The following is a 16,834-nucleotide window of genomic DNA, read 5'->3' as shown; positions in this document are numbered from 1 at the left end:
TACAAGAATAATACGCTGTTGAGACCCCCTAGTCATTGGTGTAATCGTATAAAAAATTCAACGCATCTTGGACTGATACACCAAAAGAAAATCTACACCCCGGCATACGTGTCAACAATAGTTACGTGACCACACAAAATATCTAATTTTTTATACGCTCTACTCCCGCAAACAAAAAAAAGCAACGCATCGACAAAGGACGCACTGCTTTTTACTCCTAGCAAAAAATAGTTATGAATGGATCTCTGCCATGTGCCTGCTGGTCGGGAACGCACGGCCTCCAACAAGTACACCTCCCGAGAATACCGCTTCTCTTGGAGGTGCCGCTGCCAGCGCATGCATCGCATTCAGGGCATTTACTAATGAGAAATTACCGCGATCACCCACTTTTGGAGTTAACGGCGCATTGGAAATAAGCTTGTATGTCTCAAGCAACCAGTGGTCTTCTACCCAACCGGATGCTTCAGCTAGTCGCGACCCACGTGAGAGCATATCGCCATTGCCGAATGGACTCCAGGAATCCAGAATATTATCTGAACCGACATGTACAGCTACTCCCGCTTCCAGCAATAGCTTAATGGGCGGCATAGGCCTATCGATAGGTGCACTTGTCATGATGGATACGCCGGTCGCACACAGCTTTTCCGCCAATGAACGAACCTCTGCTTCACTAACTTGACCCAAACAATAGGCGTGGCTCACTGAAGTGCGGCCGGACATGCCTGCTTGTTCCGTTAAGTCAGCAAAACGATCGATCGTGTATGTCCCGAGGTGATCCGGGTCATGCAGATGTAAGTCGATTCCCGCAGCAAATTCTGCCCCTAGCTCAAACATCGCTTCCAGGCTGGCGTCCACTCGGCGGTCCAGCCCGGCCGGATCCACACCACCTACATAGTCGGCTCCAGCGCGAAGCGCTTGCCGCATGACGGCTACAGACTCGGATCGAAGTAGTCCTTGTTGAGGAAATGCAACGATCTCCATATCCATGCGGCCTCGATATAAATCTCGAACTTCCAATATCTCCTCCAGATGCGAGAGGCCGATTTGCGGATCGACGTCAACATGTGTCCGTATCTTGGCCGTACCTTGGGACAGCATTAAATCGAGCAACCGTTTAGCGCGTTCTCCTGCTCCAGTCGGAAGTTCTCCCAGCATGCGTTTCTCGAATTTCAACTGGCCAGGCAGGGTGACAAAGGGCTGCAGTGTCTTCCACGGCTCGCCAAGGAAATGTTTGTCCAGGTGGATATGCATATCTGCCATCGGCGGAACGTAATGCAGACCATCCGCTTCAAAGACATTTGCCGCGTTATGGTTGGTACCTCCAGATGCAAACTCCGCATGGGTTGCGGCTGTTACAATGCTGATGATCGTTCCCGTCGTTCGATCGATCGTTAGATCGAACAGCTCATCCGCCCATTTGACATTTTTAATGATGGTTAACTTTCTCTCCATAGATTCGTCCCCTTCACATTGTGATCGAATTGTGTAAATAACACCTGATTCCGCAGTTGTACTATTCTTTCTATTTCGTACTCCCAACCTGCACTCCCGATTTCCAAACCGTACGCGTTTCCGGCTTACCGAGCAGCACATCCCTTTCTGATCGTTCCCGGAACAATACCATATCTGCCGGAGCGCCTACCTTCATTCCATAATTCTTAATACCCAAAGCCTGTGCAGCGTTATATGTCAGCATATTGATCAACGCAAGGGCATCCCTTTCCCCACCCATGTACGAAGTTACTGCCAGAAGCCAGGCGACCTCTAACGGATCCGCTTTGCCAAACGGTGTAAACGCGTTGCGGACATTATTGACGCCAATTGCTACATTCACACTGCATTCCTGTAACAATTTCACCGGCGCCAAGCCTCTTCGCGGCCCTTCCGCATCTCCCCGACCATTTAAAAACAGGTCAGTCATCGGTAGCGTAATGACGCTAATCCTGGCTCGATGCAGAAGTTCCGCGATATCCATGGTTTCATGCTCAGGCATAGAACCAAGCGAGGTTACATGTCCTGCAGATACCTGCCCCTGCATTCCTGTGGTGAGTGTCCTTCTGGCTATTTCCGCAACAGCACGATCATGGGGATTGTCCGAAAAATCCGTATGAAAATCCAGCGGTTTCCCGTATTTTTCAGCCAGACCAAATGTAAAATCCAAGTGCTCTTCCAGGCATTCATCCTGATAAGTGATTCCTCCGATGACATCAGCCCCCATACGCAGCGCTTCCTCCATTAACTCTTCCGTCCCAGGACTTCTGAATACGCCTTCTTGCGGAAAGGCAACCACCTGCAGATCCAGTTGATCTCTTAAAGATTGTTTCAGATGGAGAGCCGACTCCATGGCCCTGAGCCCAAGAATCGGATCAACTTCGGCATGGCAGCGCATATGGGTAACACCATTGCTCACGGCTTGACGAATGGCAGCAAGCGACCGCTCGTTCATGTCCTCGTCTGTAAAAGAACTTTTCAGTTTAGCCGTTATCTGAATTGCGTCTTGGAGAGAATCTGCATCCCGATCCATGACATCCAGTAAATAGGCTTTTTCCAGGTGAATATGCGGCTCGACCAAGCCGGGCAGCAACAAACCTCCTTTGGCTTGAACGACATTCATAGCTTCGGATATCCCTTCACCGGATGGTGAGATAAATGCAATTTTACCTGAGGATACCCCCACATCCATTCGCCTTCCATCCTTGGATAACACGGTATCGGTAATAAGCAAATCAACCATGACAGCCCTCCAATCATGTACGCTTTTGTTACATGTTAAAAACAATTCAAGCATATTCCACTCTGCTGGGGGAAGTCATTGGATGATAAAGATAAAAATAATTTGGATTATTGGACGAACAAACCAAAGATATTTACTCACAAGGATCATAATGTTATATTACTTAACAATAGTTTAACTTGTTCCAGAAAGGGATGGGTCGATGTGCTGCTGATAGATTTGCTCAATAACGGCATTTACGATGATGCCAGAGTGATTACTGGGCACAAGGGTCTTACGCGCGAGGTTCAAACCGTTAACATTATGGACTGTCCTGATATCATACGGTATTTGAGGCCAAACGAGCTCTTGCTGACCAACGGCTATTTTATGAAACAGCAACCGGAGGTTTTCATTCACCTGATTAGGGACATGCAGCGGCTTCGCTGCTCGGGTTTGGCCATCAAGACCAAGCGCTTTGAACTTCCGATCCCTGATGAAATATTACGTGAAGCCGATCAGATCGAATTTCCTATCATCGAAATTTCTGATGTATGCCTATCCCTCGGTGAAATTTTGCAACGATCGACCAGTGTTATTCTGAACAATAAGAGCGACGAACTCCAATATGCACTTAGCATTCACAAAAAATTCTCCGAAATGATCATGCGAGGTAAAGGAATTTCCGGTATTGTCCATTCCTTGTCCAAACTGCTTTCATCCCCAGTCATCCTGCTAAATAACAAATGGAAAACCATTGCTGCCACCAATCAGAATGCAAACATTACTGAGCTCACTGCTGCTGCTGTTCCTGCACTTCAAGACTTATCCGATACCTCTAGTCCAACATCGTTGTGTTTAATCGACTCATCCCTTCGGGATCGCTGCTGCATGTTAATATATCCGGTTAAAACTTACCGCCACGAAGGCTATTTGTTATCTTTTCATTCGCCGGATCAAGGGACCAGTCTTTATGGTTTAACGCTTGAACAAGCCTCCAACGTGATTGGAATGGAGCTGACCAAATCCCAAGCAGTCAAGGAGCGTTCCCGTAGGCATAAAAACGAGTTTTTTTCCGATTTGATCGAGGGATATATCACTTTCGAGCAGGAGGCGCTGAACCGCGGCAAGAGATACGGGCTAAGAAAGGGTTATTCTTGTGTCGTGCTGGCTATTCGTAATGACGAGGGGGCGGTGGCTCTTAAGGGAGACAACTTGACCGAACAAGAGGAGCAATACGAGCACATTAAACGTCATTTTGGTGCGTTAGAACACCCCTTCACCATGTTTACCAAACATGATACCTACTGCCTTCTGCTATCCATCCCGGAGTCAGGCTGGGACGAGGCGAAGCTCACCGAGCATCTCATTCAAATGCTCAAACATCTGCACCATGAGAATGGAATGAGCATGTCAGTTGGCATCGGAAAACCTGCAACGAATGTGCTCGGCGTTCGCCATTCTTATACAGAAGCAGTCAATGCCTTGCAATTCGGCTACCGATTCAAACGCAAACAATTTGTCCAATCCTACCAAGCCAAGGATATCGGATATTTATTCCATATGCTTCCTCACGATGAACTAAAACAATTTTACGAATCAACTCTGGATGGATTATTGCAAATTGCAGACGAATCCGAAAGAAAAGAGCTGCTTCGTACCTTGAGTGCTTTTTACGAAACACAATGCCAGCTTGTCGAAACATCCAAACAGCTTTTTGTGCATCGGAATACCGTGGTGTACAGATTGGAAAAGTGCGAAAGACTCCTGGAGGTAAGACTCAAAGATCCCGCAGAAAGTCTACGAATTCGTATAGCGCTAGCGATCGAACCTTTATTGCTACAAAAAGATTAATAGACTATATGGTCATGAAGTCCTTATTTCGTCAAACATCCTATGCGACGCATCTCGCTATTCTGCCTGGTATCTCACTAAAAAAGCAGCCGCTCTCAGGATCTCAGTGGGCGGCTGCAGATTATTTTTTTTCAACGAGTGCTACCATTTACATGACAATACATACATTCATCGCCGGAGCCCGAAACCAGAAGCTATCGAAAGAAGAAGGCCGATTGCTAGCAGCGATGCCCATGAGTCACGAGCAAACATTTGAACAAGCTCCCACACATTTGAAGGACCAGAATAAGGCCCCTCATGATATGGATCGTTAAAAACCAGAGGAATTGCCGCAATGATGATAAGAACCGCTCCAAGCATAAGAAAGAATTGTAATGTCATTTTTCTCATCATGGACTAACTACACCTCTAATTCATTATTGTCTCAGTTTTTGTGAACATAAACGCCTGATCACACTTCTCCCCAAAATATCTCCGTTTCATAATCAAAAAGAACAGTACCCTCCCGTTTATTTCGATCAAATATATTCTGAAGCTCAGTCATCATCGGAGTATAATTGGGATGCCCGGGCTCAGGACTGTAGGAAGACGATTGCAATCTGCCTTTCAACCCCTCGAAGTCCAACTCCTGACTCATTTGAAAGTTCGCTTTCTGCATCGTGCCTTCCCTGAAAAAGGAATGGAGTACAGACTCAGAAATGTTCTTATGGTTTACTTTCTCATAATCGGTTCCGTACGCATGCAGCAGCTGATCGTATTCAGTACGAAACGAGTTACCGGTGGTAAGACGGGAATTCCAGACTAATACGACTTTACCTCCGGGCTGTAAAATCCGCCTAAACTCGGTCTGCGCTGCCAAGCGGTCAAACCAATGAAACGCCTGTGCGCACACAATAAAATCTACCGACTGATCAGGTAATCCCGTAGATTCTGCAGAGCCTGATATTGTCTGCAAGTTCCGTTCATTTTCTAGAATCTGCCCTGCGGCTGTGCGCATGGCCTGATTTGGCTCGACGGCTATAACATAGCTTCCACGTTCCAGAAGTAATTTCGAGAAGATCCCTGTACCTGCACCGATATCTGCGATCTTACTGTTCGAATGCAAACCAACGGAGTTGTATAGATAATCAATTGCCTCTTTCGGATAACTCGGGCGGTAGTTCGTATAGGAATCAACCCGGTTTGAAAACCGTTCTTCGTTTTCCATCTGTCATCAGGTCTCCTTTGATTTAGACTATCCAAAACAAAACACCATTTCACTACTTTCTCTCTTTATCTCAGAAACCCTTCCTGTTTATTCCAGTATTCGTCCCATAAAAAAATAACAGACCCCCAGCAACTTGTGCTCGTGATCTGTTATTGCAATTGAACTTGTTCGATGCATTCTGTGTTTTACTTTAAATGGATCTTGAAGACATCGCCGGCTTCACCACCGAAGACGATAAATCCTTCTTTCGGAAGCACAATGGATTGTTGAGGGGTTGCTACAGAAAAGTGTACCACTTCGCCCTGCTCATTATATACAGCGTAACCTCCGCCATTCGGCGAATCCACAGTCAACGATTTGTTCGCAGAACGAGAGTCGATAGCATACCAGCGGGCTTGACCGCTCGCCGGAATGGTAGTCTTCCCTGTTCTACCGCCAAAGATCGGTGTAATGGCATCTTCCGCAATATACTCCTGTCCATTCTGAATCAAAATCTCAGCATTATTCCTGGTATAGAGTTCCAGATCGAATGCGTCTCTTCCGTTGGTCACAGGAATCTGCGCGACGTTTACAGCGTGGTTCGGATCAACAACTAACGTGCCATTGGCGTAACCGTTCTCTGTATCAACGGTCAGATTCTTGATCAGCATTGAAGGAAGCAGATAAAAGATCGACGTTATTTTTTCATCCAGTGCGTAATATTTCGATCCGTTGCGAGCCTCCCACTTCTCTTTCGTTGCTGAATCCAGAGCATTATGCTCCAATTTCTGATAATCATAGGTGTTCATCACCATTTGGCCTAAACCAGGCAACGCAATATTCGCCATAACTTTAACATATATCTTGTCTTTATTTTCTTTCTCAAAACTGATCTTCACGCTTCCGTCGGGGCTTGTAAATTGTCCTTCACCTGTGTACACATAGTTCTGCTCCGGGATAAGTCCTCCCTGCAAGGCAGGCAGTTTGAATTCGCCGTTTTGAATGTCTATTTTCAACGTTGCGCCTACCGTACCATACAGACCAGAATATGCCGTCAACTCCGTTGGCATTGTCGCTTTAACGGGGGATGTGAATATCTGATCCGGATGGATCTCATCTATGATATTTTGATCCTTCAATACTTCAAGCAGGACTTTACTGGCAAACAATTGATTGTAGATGGAAGACCCACCTGAAGATAGAACCGCCATTGAAATATCGTGTTCAGGTATTGTGATTAACGATGCGTGATACATCATGGTGTCTCCACCTTTGGTAAGAGCAGTAATGCCATAATCACTGAACGGTGCAAGCGCTACAGAATCCCATCCAAGACCATAGTTGAAGGTATTTCTCTCTTCAGACACCCAGATTCCATTACGATATTCATGATTTTGCATGGATTCTGCAGCGGATTTGGACAGAATATCCGGCTTGTTCCCCATTAACACCTCAGCGAATTGGGTTAATTCTTCTGCAGTAGAGTATATTCCACCTGTGCCGAGAATATTGGCATTTTCAACTGGCATTTTCATTTCCATCGTAGGCCAGTATGTCTCAGATAATCGTTCTCGATCGAATGAATCCAGTGGTGTCTTGGTTGCTTCCAGCTGCAGCGGATAACTGATAAACTTGGCAACATAATCGCTGTAGCTTAACCCACTCACTCGTTCAACTAGGATCTCAAGCAATTGAAAGCCATCGTTGCAATAGACGGAATAAGCACCAGGCTTAGATTTCAGTTTTTCAGACTTCAGTTTGAGCAGAAGTTCATCATGATTGCGTGTATCATTATCGTCAAACAACATACTGTTCCCATAGTGTGTGCCGTAGAGTCCTGATGAATGATTCATCAGCATTCGCGGTGTAATTTGAGTATACCTTGCATCCGCCATCTCAAAGTCCTGAATATAGGTAGTAAGAGGCTTATCCAAATCTACTTTCCCGGAATCGACGAGCATCATGGTAGCAGCCGTGACAACCATCTTGCTCACCGAACCAATACCGAACATGCTCTCTTTGTCCACTGGTATCTGTGATGCCTTGTCCTGAAGTCCAACGCTGTCTGACAAAATGACCTTGCTTTTAGACCTAATGGCATATTGGAGACTTGTGACACCGTAGTTCCCCACCAACTCTGTGGCAATTTTGTTTGCCTGAACCTCAATCGTCGAGCTCTTATTTTCCTCTGCCATAACACTCTTTACGGGAGTGACCACAAGCACTGCCGTGCATAACATACTGATTAGTTTTTTCATCGTAACTTCCTTCCTCAATTGCTGTTTGTATGATAACTTCATCATATACGGGAAGATGCCCATCAAACGGTAATGAACCCTGAATGGAAAAAAACAATCCCTGAACAGTATGTTCAGAGATTGTTAGTATGAAATGGAAGGACAACCATGTTATTAAATGTTCGATGATGGTTCTCAATACGCATATGTCCACCGTACTTCTCACACATTCTGGATATATTTGTAAGACCGATCCCGTGATAATCCGGATTTGGCTTCTCACTCTTCAAATGAGTTAATGGTTTCTCCACATGATTCGTAATTTGGATAGCAAGTGCTGATGCCGTGGAGTGAATTGCGATCAGGATATATCGGTCTTCCGCTTGTCTGACTTTCTTGGAAGCCTCTACGGCATTATCCAGCATATTGCCAAGCACGACGCACAGATCATATCGATCAATGTGTACATGCTGTGAGTGCAGTCCGATTCGGGTGTCGATTTTGATCCCGTTTGCCTGTCCCATGGCAATGGTATTCGTGACAAGTGCATCGATCACGAGATTGCCGGAGTTTACCCGCTTGTACACGCCTTCAATCTTATTCAAGGTAAGTTTAATATGATCACCTGCTGCATCAAGTTTATTTTGCTTGATACATTCATCAATGTACAAAAACTGCTGGTTGATATCATGGATGATGCTTTTAATATTTTTGAAACTGTGCACTGTTTTCTCGTAGTTGGCATCCTGATAATCCATTTGGCGCTGTAACTGGGTGTTCTCATGCGCGAGTTGAACCTTTTCAACCATATTATCGAATACATAGACAATGAACACATTTAGTAACAGCGATCCTAACACGGAAACGACATAATAAATGTTTTTTTCACTATAGGTTGAGGCTACATTAATTTGATATAAAGTAATGGTCGGTACAATAAGAAACAAGAAATAATATCGATAATGCACTCTGAAACTTCTGCGTTTGGCAATCAAACGCACTACCTGAACGACTATAAACATGATGCTGCAACCAAGGAGCATTACCTTAGCAAACACCCAATGATCTTCCCCGTTGAAATGATCCCATATACTGTAATCCCTGGAGTCGAGTGCACTAATAACATATACAGCAATGTAATTCACGGTGGTCAGCAGTACTGCATACAGAATCGTAAAGACAAGTTTTATTTTCAACTCCACCTCATAGGATTGCGCCAGACTGAAGATAAACAATAATGCAATAAAAGACGAAACGACAGGAGGAAACGAAGAGGCCAAATAGAAATAACCAAGGACGATAAACAAGACAAAGTAAATGGCTCTTCGAGGCTTTTGTTTGGATTTGCCCAGCACAGAATCGAAATAAAAATTCACCTGAAACGCCATAAGTAACGGAACCACAATGATAGACAAGATCACATAAGTATCCATATTATTGAACCCTCATAATCATATATTTGGTATAAGCATCCTTGACTTCCTTGACTTTGGAACGGCCGATGGGCAATTCAGCACCATTTAACATGACGACCTGGGAGCCGCTAAACTTCTGGACATGCATCAGGTTAATGATAATCGAGCGATGAATTTGCAAGAAGCCATGATCCTTCAAAGCATCCGCATAATTCGAAATAATGCCTTTACTTTCATGCGTGCTTTCGTTGGTCACAAAATTCAGTTTGTTTTTGATTGTTAGACTTTTCATCACTTCAATCCAGAGAATATCATCGTATTTCAACAGCAACTCTTCATAAGCTGATTTAATTAATACAAACTTTTTGTCCATGGATCTCAAGTACTGACATAGTTTAATCATTTTCTCCTCGAAGATATGCGCCTGGATCGGTTTGATCAGATATTGAAAAGTAACCACATCGAAGCTCTCTACCATATACTCGGGATAGCTGGTCAGAAACATGATTTGCACATCCAGAAACTTCATCGTTCTGATCTCTTTGGCCGCCTGTATGCCGTTCATCCCGTGCATCTCCACATCCATAATAAGAATATGAAAGGTATCCCCAACCGTTTTGTAATGAGAAATCAACTCTTCACCGGATGCAAATAAGGTAACTTGGAAATCAATATTCGTTTTCAGAGATAAGGAGATCAGCATCGCTTTCACGAGCTCTCTTTGTTTCTCCTCATCATCACAAATGGCAACATTAAACATGTTTGAACATCCGCCCTTCATTTGACGACAATTCTGAGTTTCACTCTCAAATATAATATTTTATCATAATTTTCAGGGGGAAATGGGATAAAACGCATGTTTCAAACCCTAAACTGCATGGAGAAGGTTGGATCGGGTAAAATTCCTGATTTATCGAACCACTATTGCTTGCTATCCGTGTCATTGATCAACTTCGAGAAACGTTCTTTAAATGGAATAAATAGGCTAGATTATGCACCATCCCAGCTAGTAGTACGTAATAGAAGTAACTACTCAGATATCGAGGTGGTTCAAATGAAGGCTGTAATGCGGTTAATGTTCCTATGTATGATTCCTCTGTTCTTGTCTGGCTGCTTACAAAACTCGGAAAGTAATCAACCAATTAATACTTCAGATCTGAAGTCCCCGGTTAATATTTCAGTTGAAGAAGCGGAAACTAAGATTCCGTTTGAAATCAAACAACCGTCAGTTCCTTTCCATGTTACTCATCAATCAGCAAGGATATTAGATACCAATGAAGAATTTGATGCAATTGAAATCACGTATGCAAATAGCGATGAAGGAATGAATCTCATCATAATGATTACAAACTCACAGATTGATACACCTCCGACTGGGAAGAAAGGATTGAAATTAACTAACGGTTCGCAAACATGGGACCAAGGAAACGAACATGTGAGTGCCATCTATTGGAGAAACGAGGGTCTAACCTACTCTCTTATTTCAGGAAAAAATAACAATCTTGAACCGTTATACAGTTACCAAACCTTAATTGATATAGCAAATACATTAAAGAATTAGAAAACAAATCGTACTCATAATGAGAAAAGGAGCCCACTCTTAGAGTTGGCTCCTTCTTGAATGTGAATATATAGTATGAATTATACAACTTCGGTTATATTACAGCCCCATATCATCAGCAAGGTTCTCAACACCTGTGAAGATGGAATCACCGTAACCCCAAAAATTGTTGAAATCAATAACATAGATTTTCTTGTTTTTCACTGCGTTAATACTTTGCACCTGCTTGTTGGCAAGCAACTTGTCAATCGTTTCTTGTGGATCAATACCGCCAGCATATTTGGAAATGATCATCACATCGGGATTGATCTCAATGAGCTTCTCCAGGCTGAGTGTGCCTGTTTCATTGATCAACATATTATGTACGTTGATTAATGACATTGCACTTTCAATAAACGTATCTCCATTTCCGTTATATATCGCAATGGTTCCATCACCATTATCAGAGAAGGACGCATAGTTGATCGTTTCAGCGCTAGCACGAGCCTTCAATGCTTCCTCGCGTACTTTAAGCTCCTCAATATAGGCCGCCGCGTTAGCTTGTACGTTAAAGATCTCGCCTAGCTCGGTGATATCCTGATACAGACTATCCAACGAAGCGTCAGTAACACTTGTGCTCTGCACAAACGTTTTGATACCCATATCATTCAAGCCGTTGACTGTACCCACACCCCAGTCGGCATCCTCAAACAATCCACCACGTCCCATAATCAGGTCAGGCGAAGCGCCAATGGTTACTTCCTTACCCACATATCCTTCGGCCAGGACAGGAATTTTCTTAAACTCATCAGCAATATCCTCAGGTACACTACCAAACAAAGCAGCTACACCCACGAGCTTGTCCGTCAAACCAAGGCGAATCATCAGCTCGGCTGCACCTTGGGTATTGGCAACAACACGCTCAGGTGCCTTATCAAATGTTTGTTCCTTCGCGACCCAAGTACCGTTCTCTGTTGTATAATTCGATACGGTTACCGGGTAAGTTGTTTCAGCTGCAGAAGAAGTATCTGCATCGGTTTTCTCCCCATCTGCTGCTTCATTCGACACGCTGCTCTCCGCAGCTTGCTGTGAGCTGTCATTGGCATTATCACTGCCACCACTTGAGCACGCAGCTAACACCAAAATCATTGCAGTAATCAAACAAAGAAACATTCCTTTTTTTACGGACACCAACATGTAAATAACCTCTCCCTTTTCCATTCTCGTCTGTCTTTTTGAGCATTATGTAAAATAACTATTGTCAGTATACAGTAAATGTCGGAGTGTGTAAATGAGAACAATAATCAATATCAATTCTATAGGAAACAAAAAAAGCCGCTAATATAGCGACTCTCACATGTGATTCTATTCTTGCCTCTCCATGAATACTATCAAACCGCATTAACAACCGATCCAACAGGATTACCAAAAGCGTTCCTTAACCCCCTTCAAAATCGATATCCCTTCTACAAAGTAATAATCGCCGTAAATCAGTGGAACATCGACATTTTTCTGCTCAGGGAAGTGGCTCGTTCCATGCAAAATAAGGCCTTCTTCTGCTTCGGAGTCCCAAGCACCATAATTCATATACAAGGAATGTAGAATTTTCTCTCCGCTTTTGAGATACATCTCTGCTTCAAGCCCATCAACCTGATCAGCTAAAAGCAGCAGTCCACAAGCAGCACAGGCTCCTGCCGACGAGTCACGAACTGAGGATTTTCCTTGAGGTGTACGAAAATCCCAAGTTGGAACCTGGTCTTCCGGTAAATTGGCCAAGAAAAAATGGGCCGTCCGTTTGGCTGCATCCAGATAATGCTGGTTACCTGTATAATGATAACTTAGACTCATGCCATAGATCGCCCATGCCGTACCACGGGACCAAGCAGACTCTGGAGAATATCCCTGGCCTCCCTTTACTTCAAGCTTCTCCCCGGTTTCCGGGTCAAACACGATAATGTGGGCAACAGAGCCGTCCGGACGATAAAATTGCTGCAGCACCGTATCCGCATGCTTGACTGCGATGTGTTTGTACCGGGGATCTCCCGTTACACTGGATGCCCAGTATAGCAGTGGTAAATTCATCAAGCAGTCTATGATGGCCCAGCCAGCCATATGCTCCCCATTCCATGCACGAATATAATTCCCTTGGATATTAAAGCGGGCAGCCAGGAGATTAGCGGCAAGTAGAGCTCTCTTTTTGGAATCCTCTGAACCTAGAAGCTTATATCTGGCACCGCTTGTTAATGTCCACATGAAACCGATATCATGATCAACCATCTCGGAATCCGTTAACAATGCATCAAGCTGGCGTTCGCAGGATTCTGCCGCTTCCTTAAGATCGTTATCTTTGGTGTCCCGATAGACAAGCCACAGTATGCCAGGCCAGAAGCCCGCGGTCCACCAAGATGGTTGTTCTAACTGATATTCTCCATTTACACTTGCGTGAGGGAAGCCATCCCCGATTCGACGAGAAATCCGTTTCACTTTTGCCTTCGTTTGATCCCATGCCTCCTGCACCCAATCCGGTTGAATCATCATTTCTCATTCCCTCCTCTTCAAATGTGCACTTCTAGTGTTGATCATGGTAGGCTTTATCCAAATTGACCTCTCCTCCGGACCATGCCTTTCGCGAAGTCCACTCGGCCTCTCCCTGCCAGAAATCAGAATCAGGTGAGAGTCCTAACGCAAGAAATACAGTCGTACAGAGATACAGGCTGCCCGTCGATATATAAACTTCTCCTACTTCCGGCTGGCTTCCGGCGAATCCAATTCGCAGCCATCCGGCATCGTCAAACGTCCCCGGCATCTGAATCTGCCGCTTGATTACCGTAGTAAGTGCGCAGCGAACTTGAGCTGGTTCCACTTCTACCGGCAGTTCCTCTCTTAGCGCCATGAGGGATAAATGCTGAAATGCTCCGAAACGATAGGCAAGCGATCGTCCAATGGGCGGGAAGGTGCCTTCCGGTGAAATCAAGCGTTCCAGGATGGCTGCATAGCGAGTTGCTCTGTCTAGCACCTTGACCCTAATCACTTTCCAATCCTCGAATTGATCTCCTAACGCGTCCAATGTATCCACGAGCATGGGTTGAATCACAAAGCTGTTATAGTAATCCCAATGAAAATCAGGCCCGTCACCATAGGCACCATCACCCAAGTACCATTGGTCATGCTGCCTTACCGCATAATCCACTCGCATACGATCCCAAGTTTCTACGCCCATTCGGGCAAGGGCCGCTTCAATGATTGCACTAAACAACAGCCAGTTGCTGAATACGGGGCGTATAATTCGTGTGGCGAGAAGGGCTGACTTCAGATTATCTTTCGCTTTCTCGTCCAGCAGTTCATACAGCTCACGTGGAGCCCGAAGCACCGCATTCGCAAGAAAGGCTGCGTCGACAACAGGCTGGCCGCCTTGCGTGAAATTCATAAAATCGGGTGAAGCTGGATCTGTCGCCACTCCAATTGAACGCCTGGCCAGGTCTGCCATCCTGGCTCGAACCTCCCCTTCCTCACCTGAACGAGGGCCGTGTTCAAGCCATGGTGCAATCCCGGCCAGTGTGCGGCCCAAAGCTTCTAGATAGGCGTATTCTGCTCGATCTCCCCCCTTTGATTCGACAGGCATATCGCGAACAAGTCTGCTTTCCGATAAGGCGTAGAGTACAGGATGTGCTATACGAACCAATGTATCCACCCAATACTTTCTGTCAACCGACACTTCGTCTTCCTCCTTCAAAATAAACATTTTTAGAAAATTATAGATGGTTGTGCACACTTGAACAATAAACTATAATCATCAAAAACTGACCTATTGTGCTTAGGAGGATAAGGCATGCTTACGTTACTTTCTTGCGGTTATCGCACCATTCACCATGAAGGGATTGTGAGAAACCGACCAAATGGTTCAGGAAACTACACCTTTGTGTTTTTTAATAGCAGAGCAGAAGTGAGAATGTATGACAACATAAGCACGGTTGAGAAGAATACCTTCATTTTGTTTCAACCTCAAACGGCCCATTATTACCGTGAGCTGGAGAGTCCATTTATTAATGATTGGTTCCACTGTAACGGCAGCGAATTCCACGAATTTCTCCTACGTATTCAATTTCCTGTGGACACGCTTATTGAAGCTACAGATCCCTTGTTGATTTCCAGAAGCATCGCGGAACTTCAGAAGTGTTACAGACTGGATGGAAAGCTGCGTGAGAGTATTATCGATTGCGACCTTCGGTCTTTCTTCATGAAATTGAGCGACTTGCGGGAAAGAACCGCTCCCCACCAACTCAGCCGATATTACGTCCAATTTACAGAGCTGCGCAACGATATCTATCGTTCTCCCCAGCAGAACATATCCGTGACAGAGCGAGCTTTACGATTAAATATGAGCAAATCGTACTTTCAACACATCTATAAGGAGCTATTCGGTTGTTCCGTGATGACGGATATGATTCATGCCCGGCTTGAACATGCCAAATATCTTTTGGACCACAGTGAGCTCTCCGTTAATCAGATTGCGTACGCATGTGGATATGAGAATGACACCCACTTTATGAGGCAGTTCAAGAAATTTGTTGGTGTTTCGCCCCGGAAATACAGATTCAGAATCGAGCCCAATTGAGTTATGTTCGTTTGCACTTTAAGTCCGTTCTCGTTCTATAAAATTACAAAAAACCGTTATTCAATTAACGAATGAACGGTTGCATTACTTAACTATATCTGTTAAATGATGCGATTTCTATTTTGGAGCGCAAATCTAGTAAAGATAGCCTAGCAAGTCCAGATCACCTTCATCCCAACTCATCTCACTTACTTCCTTGATCATGATTTCGCTTATCGGCTCGTGACCTATTCCATTCGTCATTTGTAATTCATTATTAATCTTCAACCACTTTACCCGATTTTCAACTCGTTTATATCCATTCTTAAAATACAGAGCCATGTTATCTGCAAACAGAAGATGAAAGTCAATATTCCTACCGTTGGAGAATGCATCAACTTCCTTAAGCAGCTTGGACCCCAGTCCTTGAGAGCGCTCATTTTGTGAGACGCATAGATCAATCACACCAAGGACTCTAATGCGTTTACCATTTAGATTCATCACCCTGTAATCAAGACCCACTTGCCCTACGAGATCATTCTCATCGTTAAAAGCCAAAAATCTAAACTGAGGTACTTGCTTGAAGTAAATTCGATCCACAGGATAAACTTCAGGAAAGCTTTTGATTAATAACGCTTGTATTTTCTCAGTTAGCTCCGCACCAATTTCAAATTCAAATACCTGATCTATTCTCAAATGACTCCTCCTAAACGAAGATATTGTTTTAAACCTTTATGCATTGCCTTCTATACGGGTTCGCTAAAACCCTTTTATATTAACGCAATAGATTTCTATAAAAGCAACAAAAAAACACCCTTACGGGTGTCTCTGTCGTTCACTCTACACTTTAGTTCATGAGAATCTGGTCGTTCACTTCGTCGCATTGTTGTAAACTTCATCCGTGACAGGTTCAAGCCACTCAGGTGTACCTGCAGTGATCGCAATGTGTTCAAACCAGCTGTCTTTTGCGGCACCATGCCAGTGTTTTACACCATCATGCGTAACAATAACATCGCCGGCTTTCAGGAATTGGGCAGGTTTGCCTTCCTCCTGATACCACCCTTCCCCACCGGTGACTAATAATATCTGAAATCCGTCACGGTGAATGTGCCAGTTGTTTCGGCATCCCGGCTCAAAGGTCACGTTCCCTACACCAACATTCACTTTCGGATCTGCAACCAGAGCTTGAAGATAGCTTTGCCCCACAAAATATTGTGCATATGCTTCATTCTTCTCTCCTACCGGAAAGATAACGCCGTTCTTTACCTCTTCATGTTTTGTCATATCTGACTTCT

15 protein-coding genes are annotated in these 16,834 nt (G+C 44.4%); 3 read left to right on the top strand and 12 right to left on the bottom strand.

Features of this window, described 5'->3' with window-relative positions; all coding sequences use genetic code 11:
- Positions 1–231: 231 nt before the first annotated feature.
- A complete protein-coding gene (locus tag MH144_RS01250; RefSeq protein ID WP_239296833.1) occupies positions 232–1,452 on the bottom strand; it encodes an amidohydrolase family protein in 1,221 nt (406 codons plus the stop codon).
- Between the two features lie 70 nt (positions 1,453–1,522).
- Positions 1,523–2,734, bottom strand: a complete 1,212-nt coding sequence (locus MH144_RS01245) for an amidohydrolase family protein (RefSeq protein WP_239296831.1) — start codon at positions 2,732–2,734, stop codon at positions 1,523–1,525.
- Positions 2,735–2,938: 204 nt separating this feature from the next.
- On the opposite strand from MH144_RS01245, the gene MH144_RS01240 reads away from it, so the two are divergent.
- On the top strand, positions 2,939–4,567 hold the full coding sequence (locus tag MH144_RS01240) for a PucR family transcriptional regulator (RefSeq protein WP_239296829.1): 1,629 nt from the start codon (positions 2,939–2,941) through the stop codon (positions 4,565–4,567).
- 168 nt (positions 4,568–4,735) lie between these two features.
- Here MH144_RS01240 and MH144_RS01235 read toward each other — a convergent pair whose 3' ends face one another.
- From MH144_RS01235 to MH144_RS01215, 5 genes are all read right to left on the bottom strand, one after another.
- Positions 4,736–4,960: a hypothetical protein gene (locus MH144_RS01235; RefSeq protein WP_239296818.1), complete on the bottom strand. Its 225-nt coding sequence runs from the start codon at positions 4,958–4,960 to the stop codon at positions 4,736–4,738.
- Positions 4,961–5,018: 58 nt separating this feature from the next.
- Positions 5,019–5,774 carry a class I SAM-dependent methyltransferase gene (locus MH144_RS01230; RefSeq protein ID WP_239296816.1) on the bottom strand — a complete coding sequence of 252 codons (756 nt, stop codon included), beginning with the start codon at positions 5,772–5,774 and terminating at the stop codon, positions 5,019–5,021.
- A gap of 185 nt (positions 5,775–5,959) precedes the next feature.
- Positions 5,960–8,011, bottom strand: coding sequence for a serine hydrolase domain-containing protein (locus MH144_RS01225; protein ID WP_239296814.1), 2,052 nt, complete (start codon positions 8,009–8,011; stop codon positions 5,960–5,962).
- Between the two features lie 113 nt (positions 8,012–8,124).
- Entirely contained in the window at positions 8,125–9,423 is a 1,299-nt protein-coding gene (locus MH144_RS01220) for a sensor histidine kinase (protein ID WP_239296812.1), read from the bottom strand.
- A gap of 1 nt (position 9,424) precedes the next feature.
- Entirely contained in the window at positions 9,425–10,165 is a 741-nt protein-coding gene (locus tag MH144_RS01215) for a LytR/AlgR family response regulator transcription factor (protein WP_239296810.1), read from the bottom strand.
- A gap of 117 nt (positions 10,166–10,282) precedes the next feature.
- Here MH144_RS01215 and MH144_RS01210 point away from each other — a divergent pair, with 117 nt between their 5' ends.
- Positions 10,283–10,966, top strand: coding sequence for a hypothetical protein (locus tag MH144_RS01210; protein ID WP_239296801.1), 684 nt, complete (start codon positions 10,283–10,285; stop codon positions 10,964–10,966).
- A 99-nt stretch (positions 10,967–11,065) separates the two neighbouring features.
- Here MH144_RS01210 and MH144_RS01205 read toward each other — a convergent pair whose 3' ends face one another.
- From MH144_RS01205 to MH144_RS01195, 3 genes are all read right to left on the bottom strand, one after another.
- Positions 11,066–12,094 carry an ABC transporter substrate-binding protein gene (locus tag MH144_RS01205; protein ID WP_239296799.1) on the bottom strand — a complete coding sequence of 343 codons (1,029 nt, stop codon included), beginning with the start codon at positions 12,092–12,094 and terminating at the stop codon, positions 11,066–11,068.
- Positions 12,095–12,367: 273 nt separating this feature from the next.
- Complete coding sequence (locus MH144_RS01200; protein ID WP_239296790.1) at positions 12,368–13,483, bottom strand: glycoside hydrolase family 88 protein; 1,116 nt, start codon at positions 13,481–13,483, stop codon at positions 12,368–12,370.
- 31 nt (positions 13,484–13,514) lie between these two features.
- Positions 13,515–14,687, bottom strand: a complete 1,173-nt coding sequence (locus MH144_RS01195) for a DUF2264 domain-containing protein (protein WP_275439929.1) — start codon at positions 14,685–14,687, stop codon at positions 13,515–13,517.
- An 87-nt stretch (positions 14,688–14,774) separates the two neighbouring features.
- Between MH144_RS01195 and MH144_RS01190 the strand changes: the two genes are divergently transcribed.
- Positions 14,775–15,560, top strand: coding sequence for a helix-turn-helix transcriptional regulator (locus MH144_RS01190; protein WP_239296778.1), 786 nt, complete (start codon positions 14,775–14,777; stop codon positions 15,558–15,560).
- Positions 15,561–15,695: 135 nt separating this feature from the next.
- Here the strand turns inward: MH144_RS01190 and MH144_RS01185 are convergent, their stop codons facing one another.
- Positions 15,696–16,235 carry a GNAT family N-acetyltransferase gene (locus tag MH144_RS01185; RefSeq protein ID WP_239296776.1) on the bottom strand — a complete coding sequence of 180 codons (540 nt, stop codon included), beginning with the start codon at positions 16,233–16,235 and terminating at the stop codon, positions 15,696–15,698.
- Positions 16,236–16,409: 174 nt separating this feature from the next.
- The gene (locus MH144_RS01180) at positions 16,410–16,823 is read right to left on the bottom strand and encodes a cupin domain-containing protein (RefSeq protein WP_239296774.1); all 414 of its coding nucleotides are present in this window, start codon (positions 16,821–16,823) and stop codon (positions 16,410–16,412) included.
- Positions 16,824–16,834 lie beyond the last annotated feature (11 nt).

Source organism: Paenibacillus sp. ACRRY, from assembly GCF_022346995.1.
Lineage (GTDB): Bacteria > Bacillota > Bacilli > Paenibacillales > Paenibacillaceae > Paenibacillus.
This window is presented reverse-complemented; position numbering and strand designations above follow the sequence as displayed.

Coding starts and splice junctions, on each gene's coding strand:
- MH144_RS01250 (WP_239296833.1), bottom strand. CDS start 1,452: ATGGAGAGAAAGTTAACCATCATTAAAAATGTCAAATGGGCGGATGAG.
- MH144_RS01245 (WP_239296831.1), bottom strand. CDS start 2,734: ATGGTTGATTTGCTTATTACCGATACCGTGTTATCCAAGGATGGAAGG.
- MH144_RS01235 (WP_239296818.1), bottom strand. CDS start 4,960: ATGATGAGAAAAATGACATTACAATTCTTTCTTATGCTTGGAGCGGTT.
- MH144_RS01230 (WP_239296816.1), bottom strand. CDS start 5,774: ATGGAAAACGAAGAACGGTTTTCAAACCGGGTTGATTCCTATACGAAC.
- MH144_RS01225 (WP_239296814.1), bottom strand. CDS start 8,011: ATGAAAAAACTAATCAGTATGTTATGCACGGCAGTGCTTGTGGTCACT.
- MH144_RS01220 (WP_239296812.1), bottom strand. CDS start 9,423: ATGGATACTTATGTGATCTTGTCTATCATTGTGGTTCCGTTACTTATG.
- MH144_RS01215 (WP_239296810.1), bottom strand. CDS start 10,165: ATGTTTAATGTTGCCATTTGTGATGATGAGGAGAAACAAAGAGAGCTC.
- MH144_RS01210 (WP_239296801.1), top strand. CDS start 10,283: ATGGAGAAGGTTGGATCGGGTAAAATTCCTGATTTATCGAACCACTAT.
- MH144_RS01205 (WP_239296799.1), bottom strand. CDS start 12,094: ATGATTTTGGTGTTAGCTGCGTGCTCAAGTGGTGGCAGTGATAATGCC.
- MH144_RS01200 (WP_239296790.1), bottom strand. CDS start 13,483: ATGATGATTCAACCGGATTGGGTGCAGGAGGCATGGGATCAAACGAAG.
- MH144_RS01195 (WP_275439929.1), bottom strand. CDS start 14,687: ATGTTTATTTTGAAGGAGGAAGACGAAGTGTCGGTTGACAGAAAGTAT.
- MH144_RS01190 (WP_239296778.1), top strand. CDS start 14,775: ATGCTTACGTTACTTTCTTGCGGTTATCGCACCATTCACCATGAAGGG.
- MH144_RS01180 (WP_239296774.1), bottom strand. CDS start 16,823: ATGACAAAACATGAAGAGGTAAAGAACGGCGTTATCTTTCCGGTAGGA.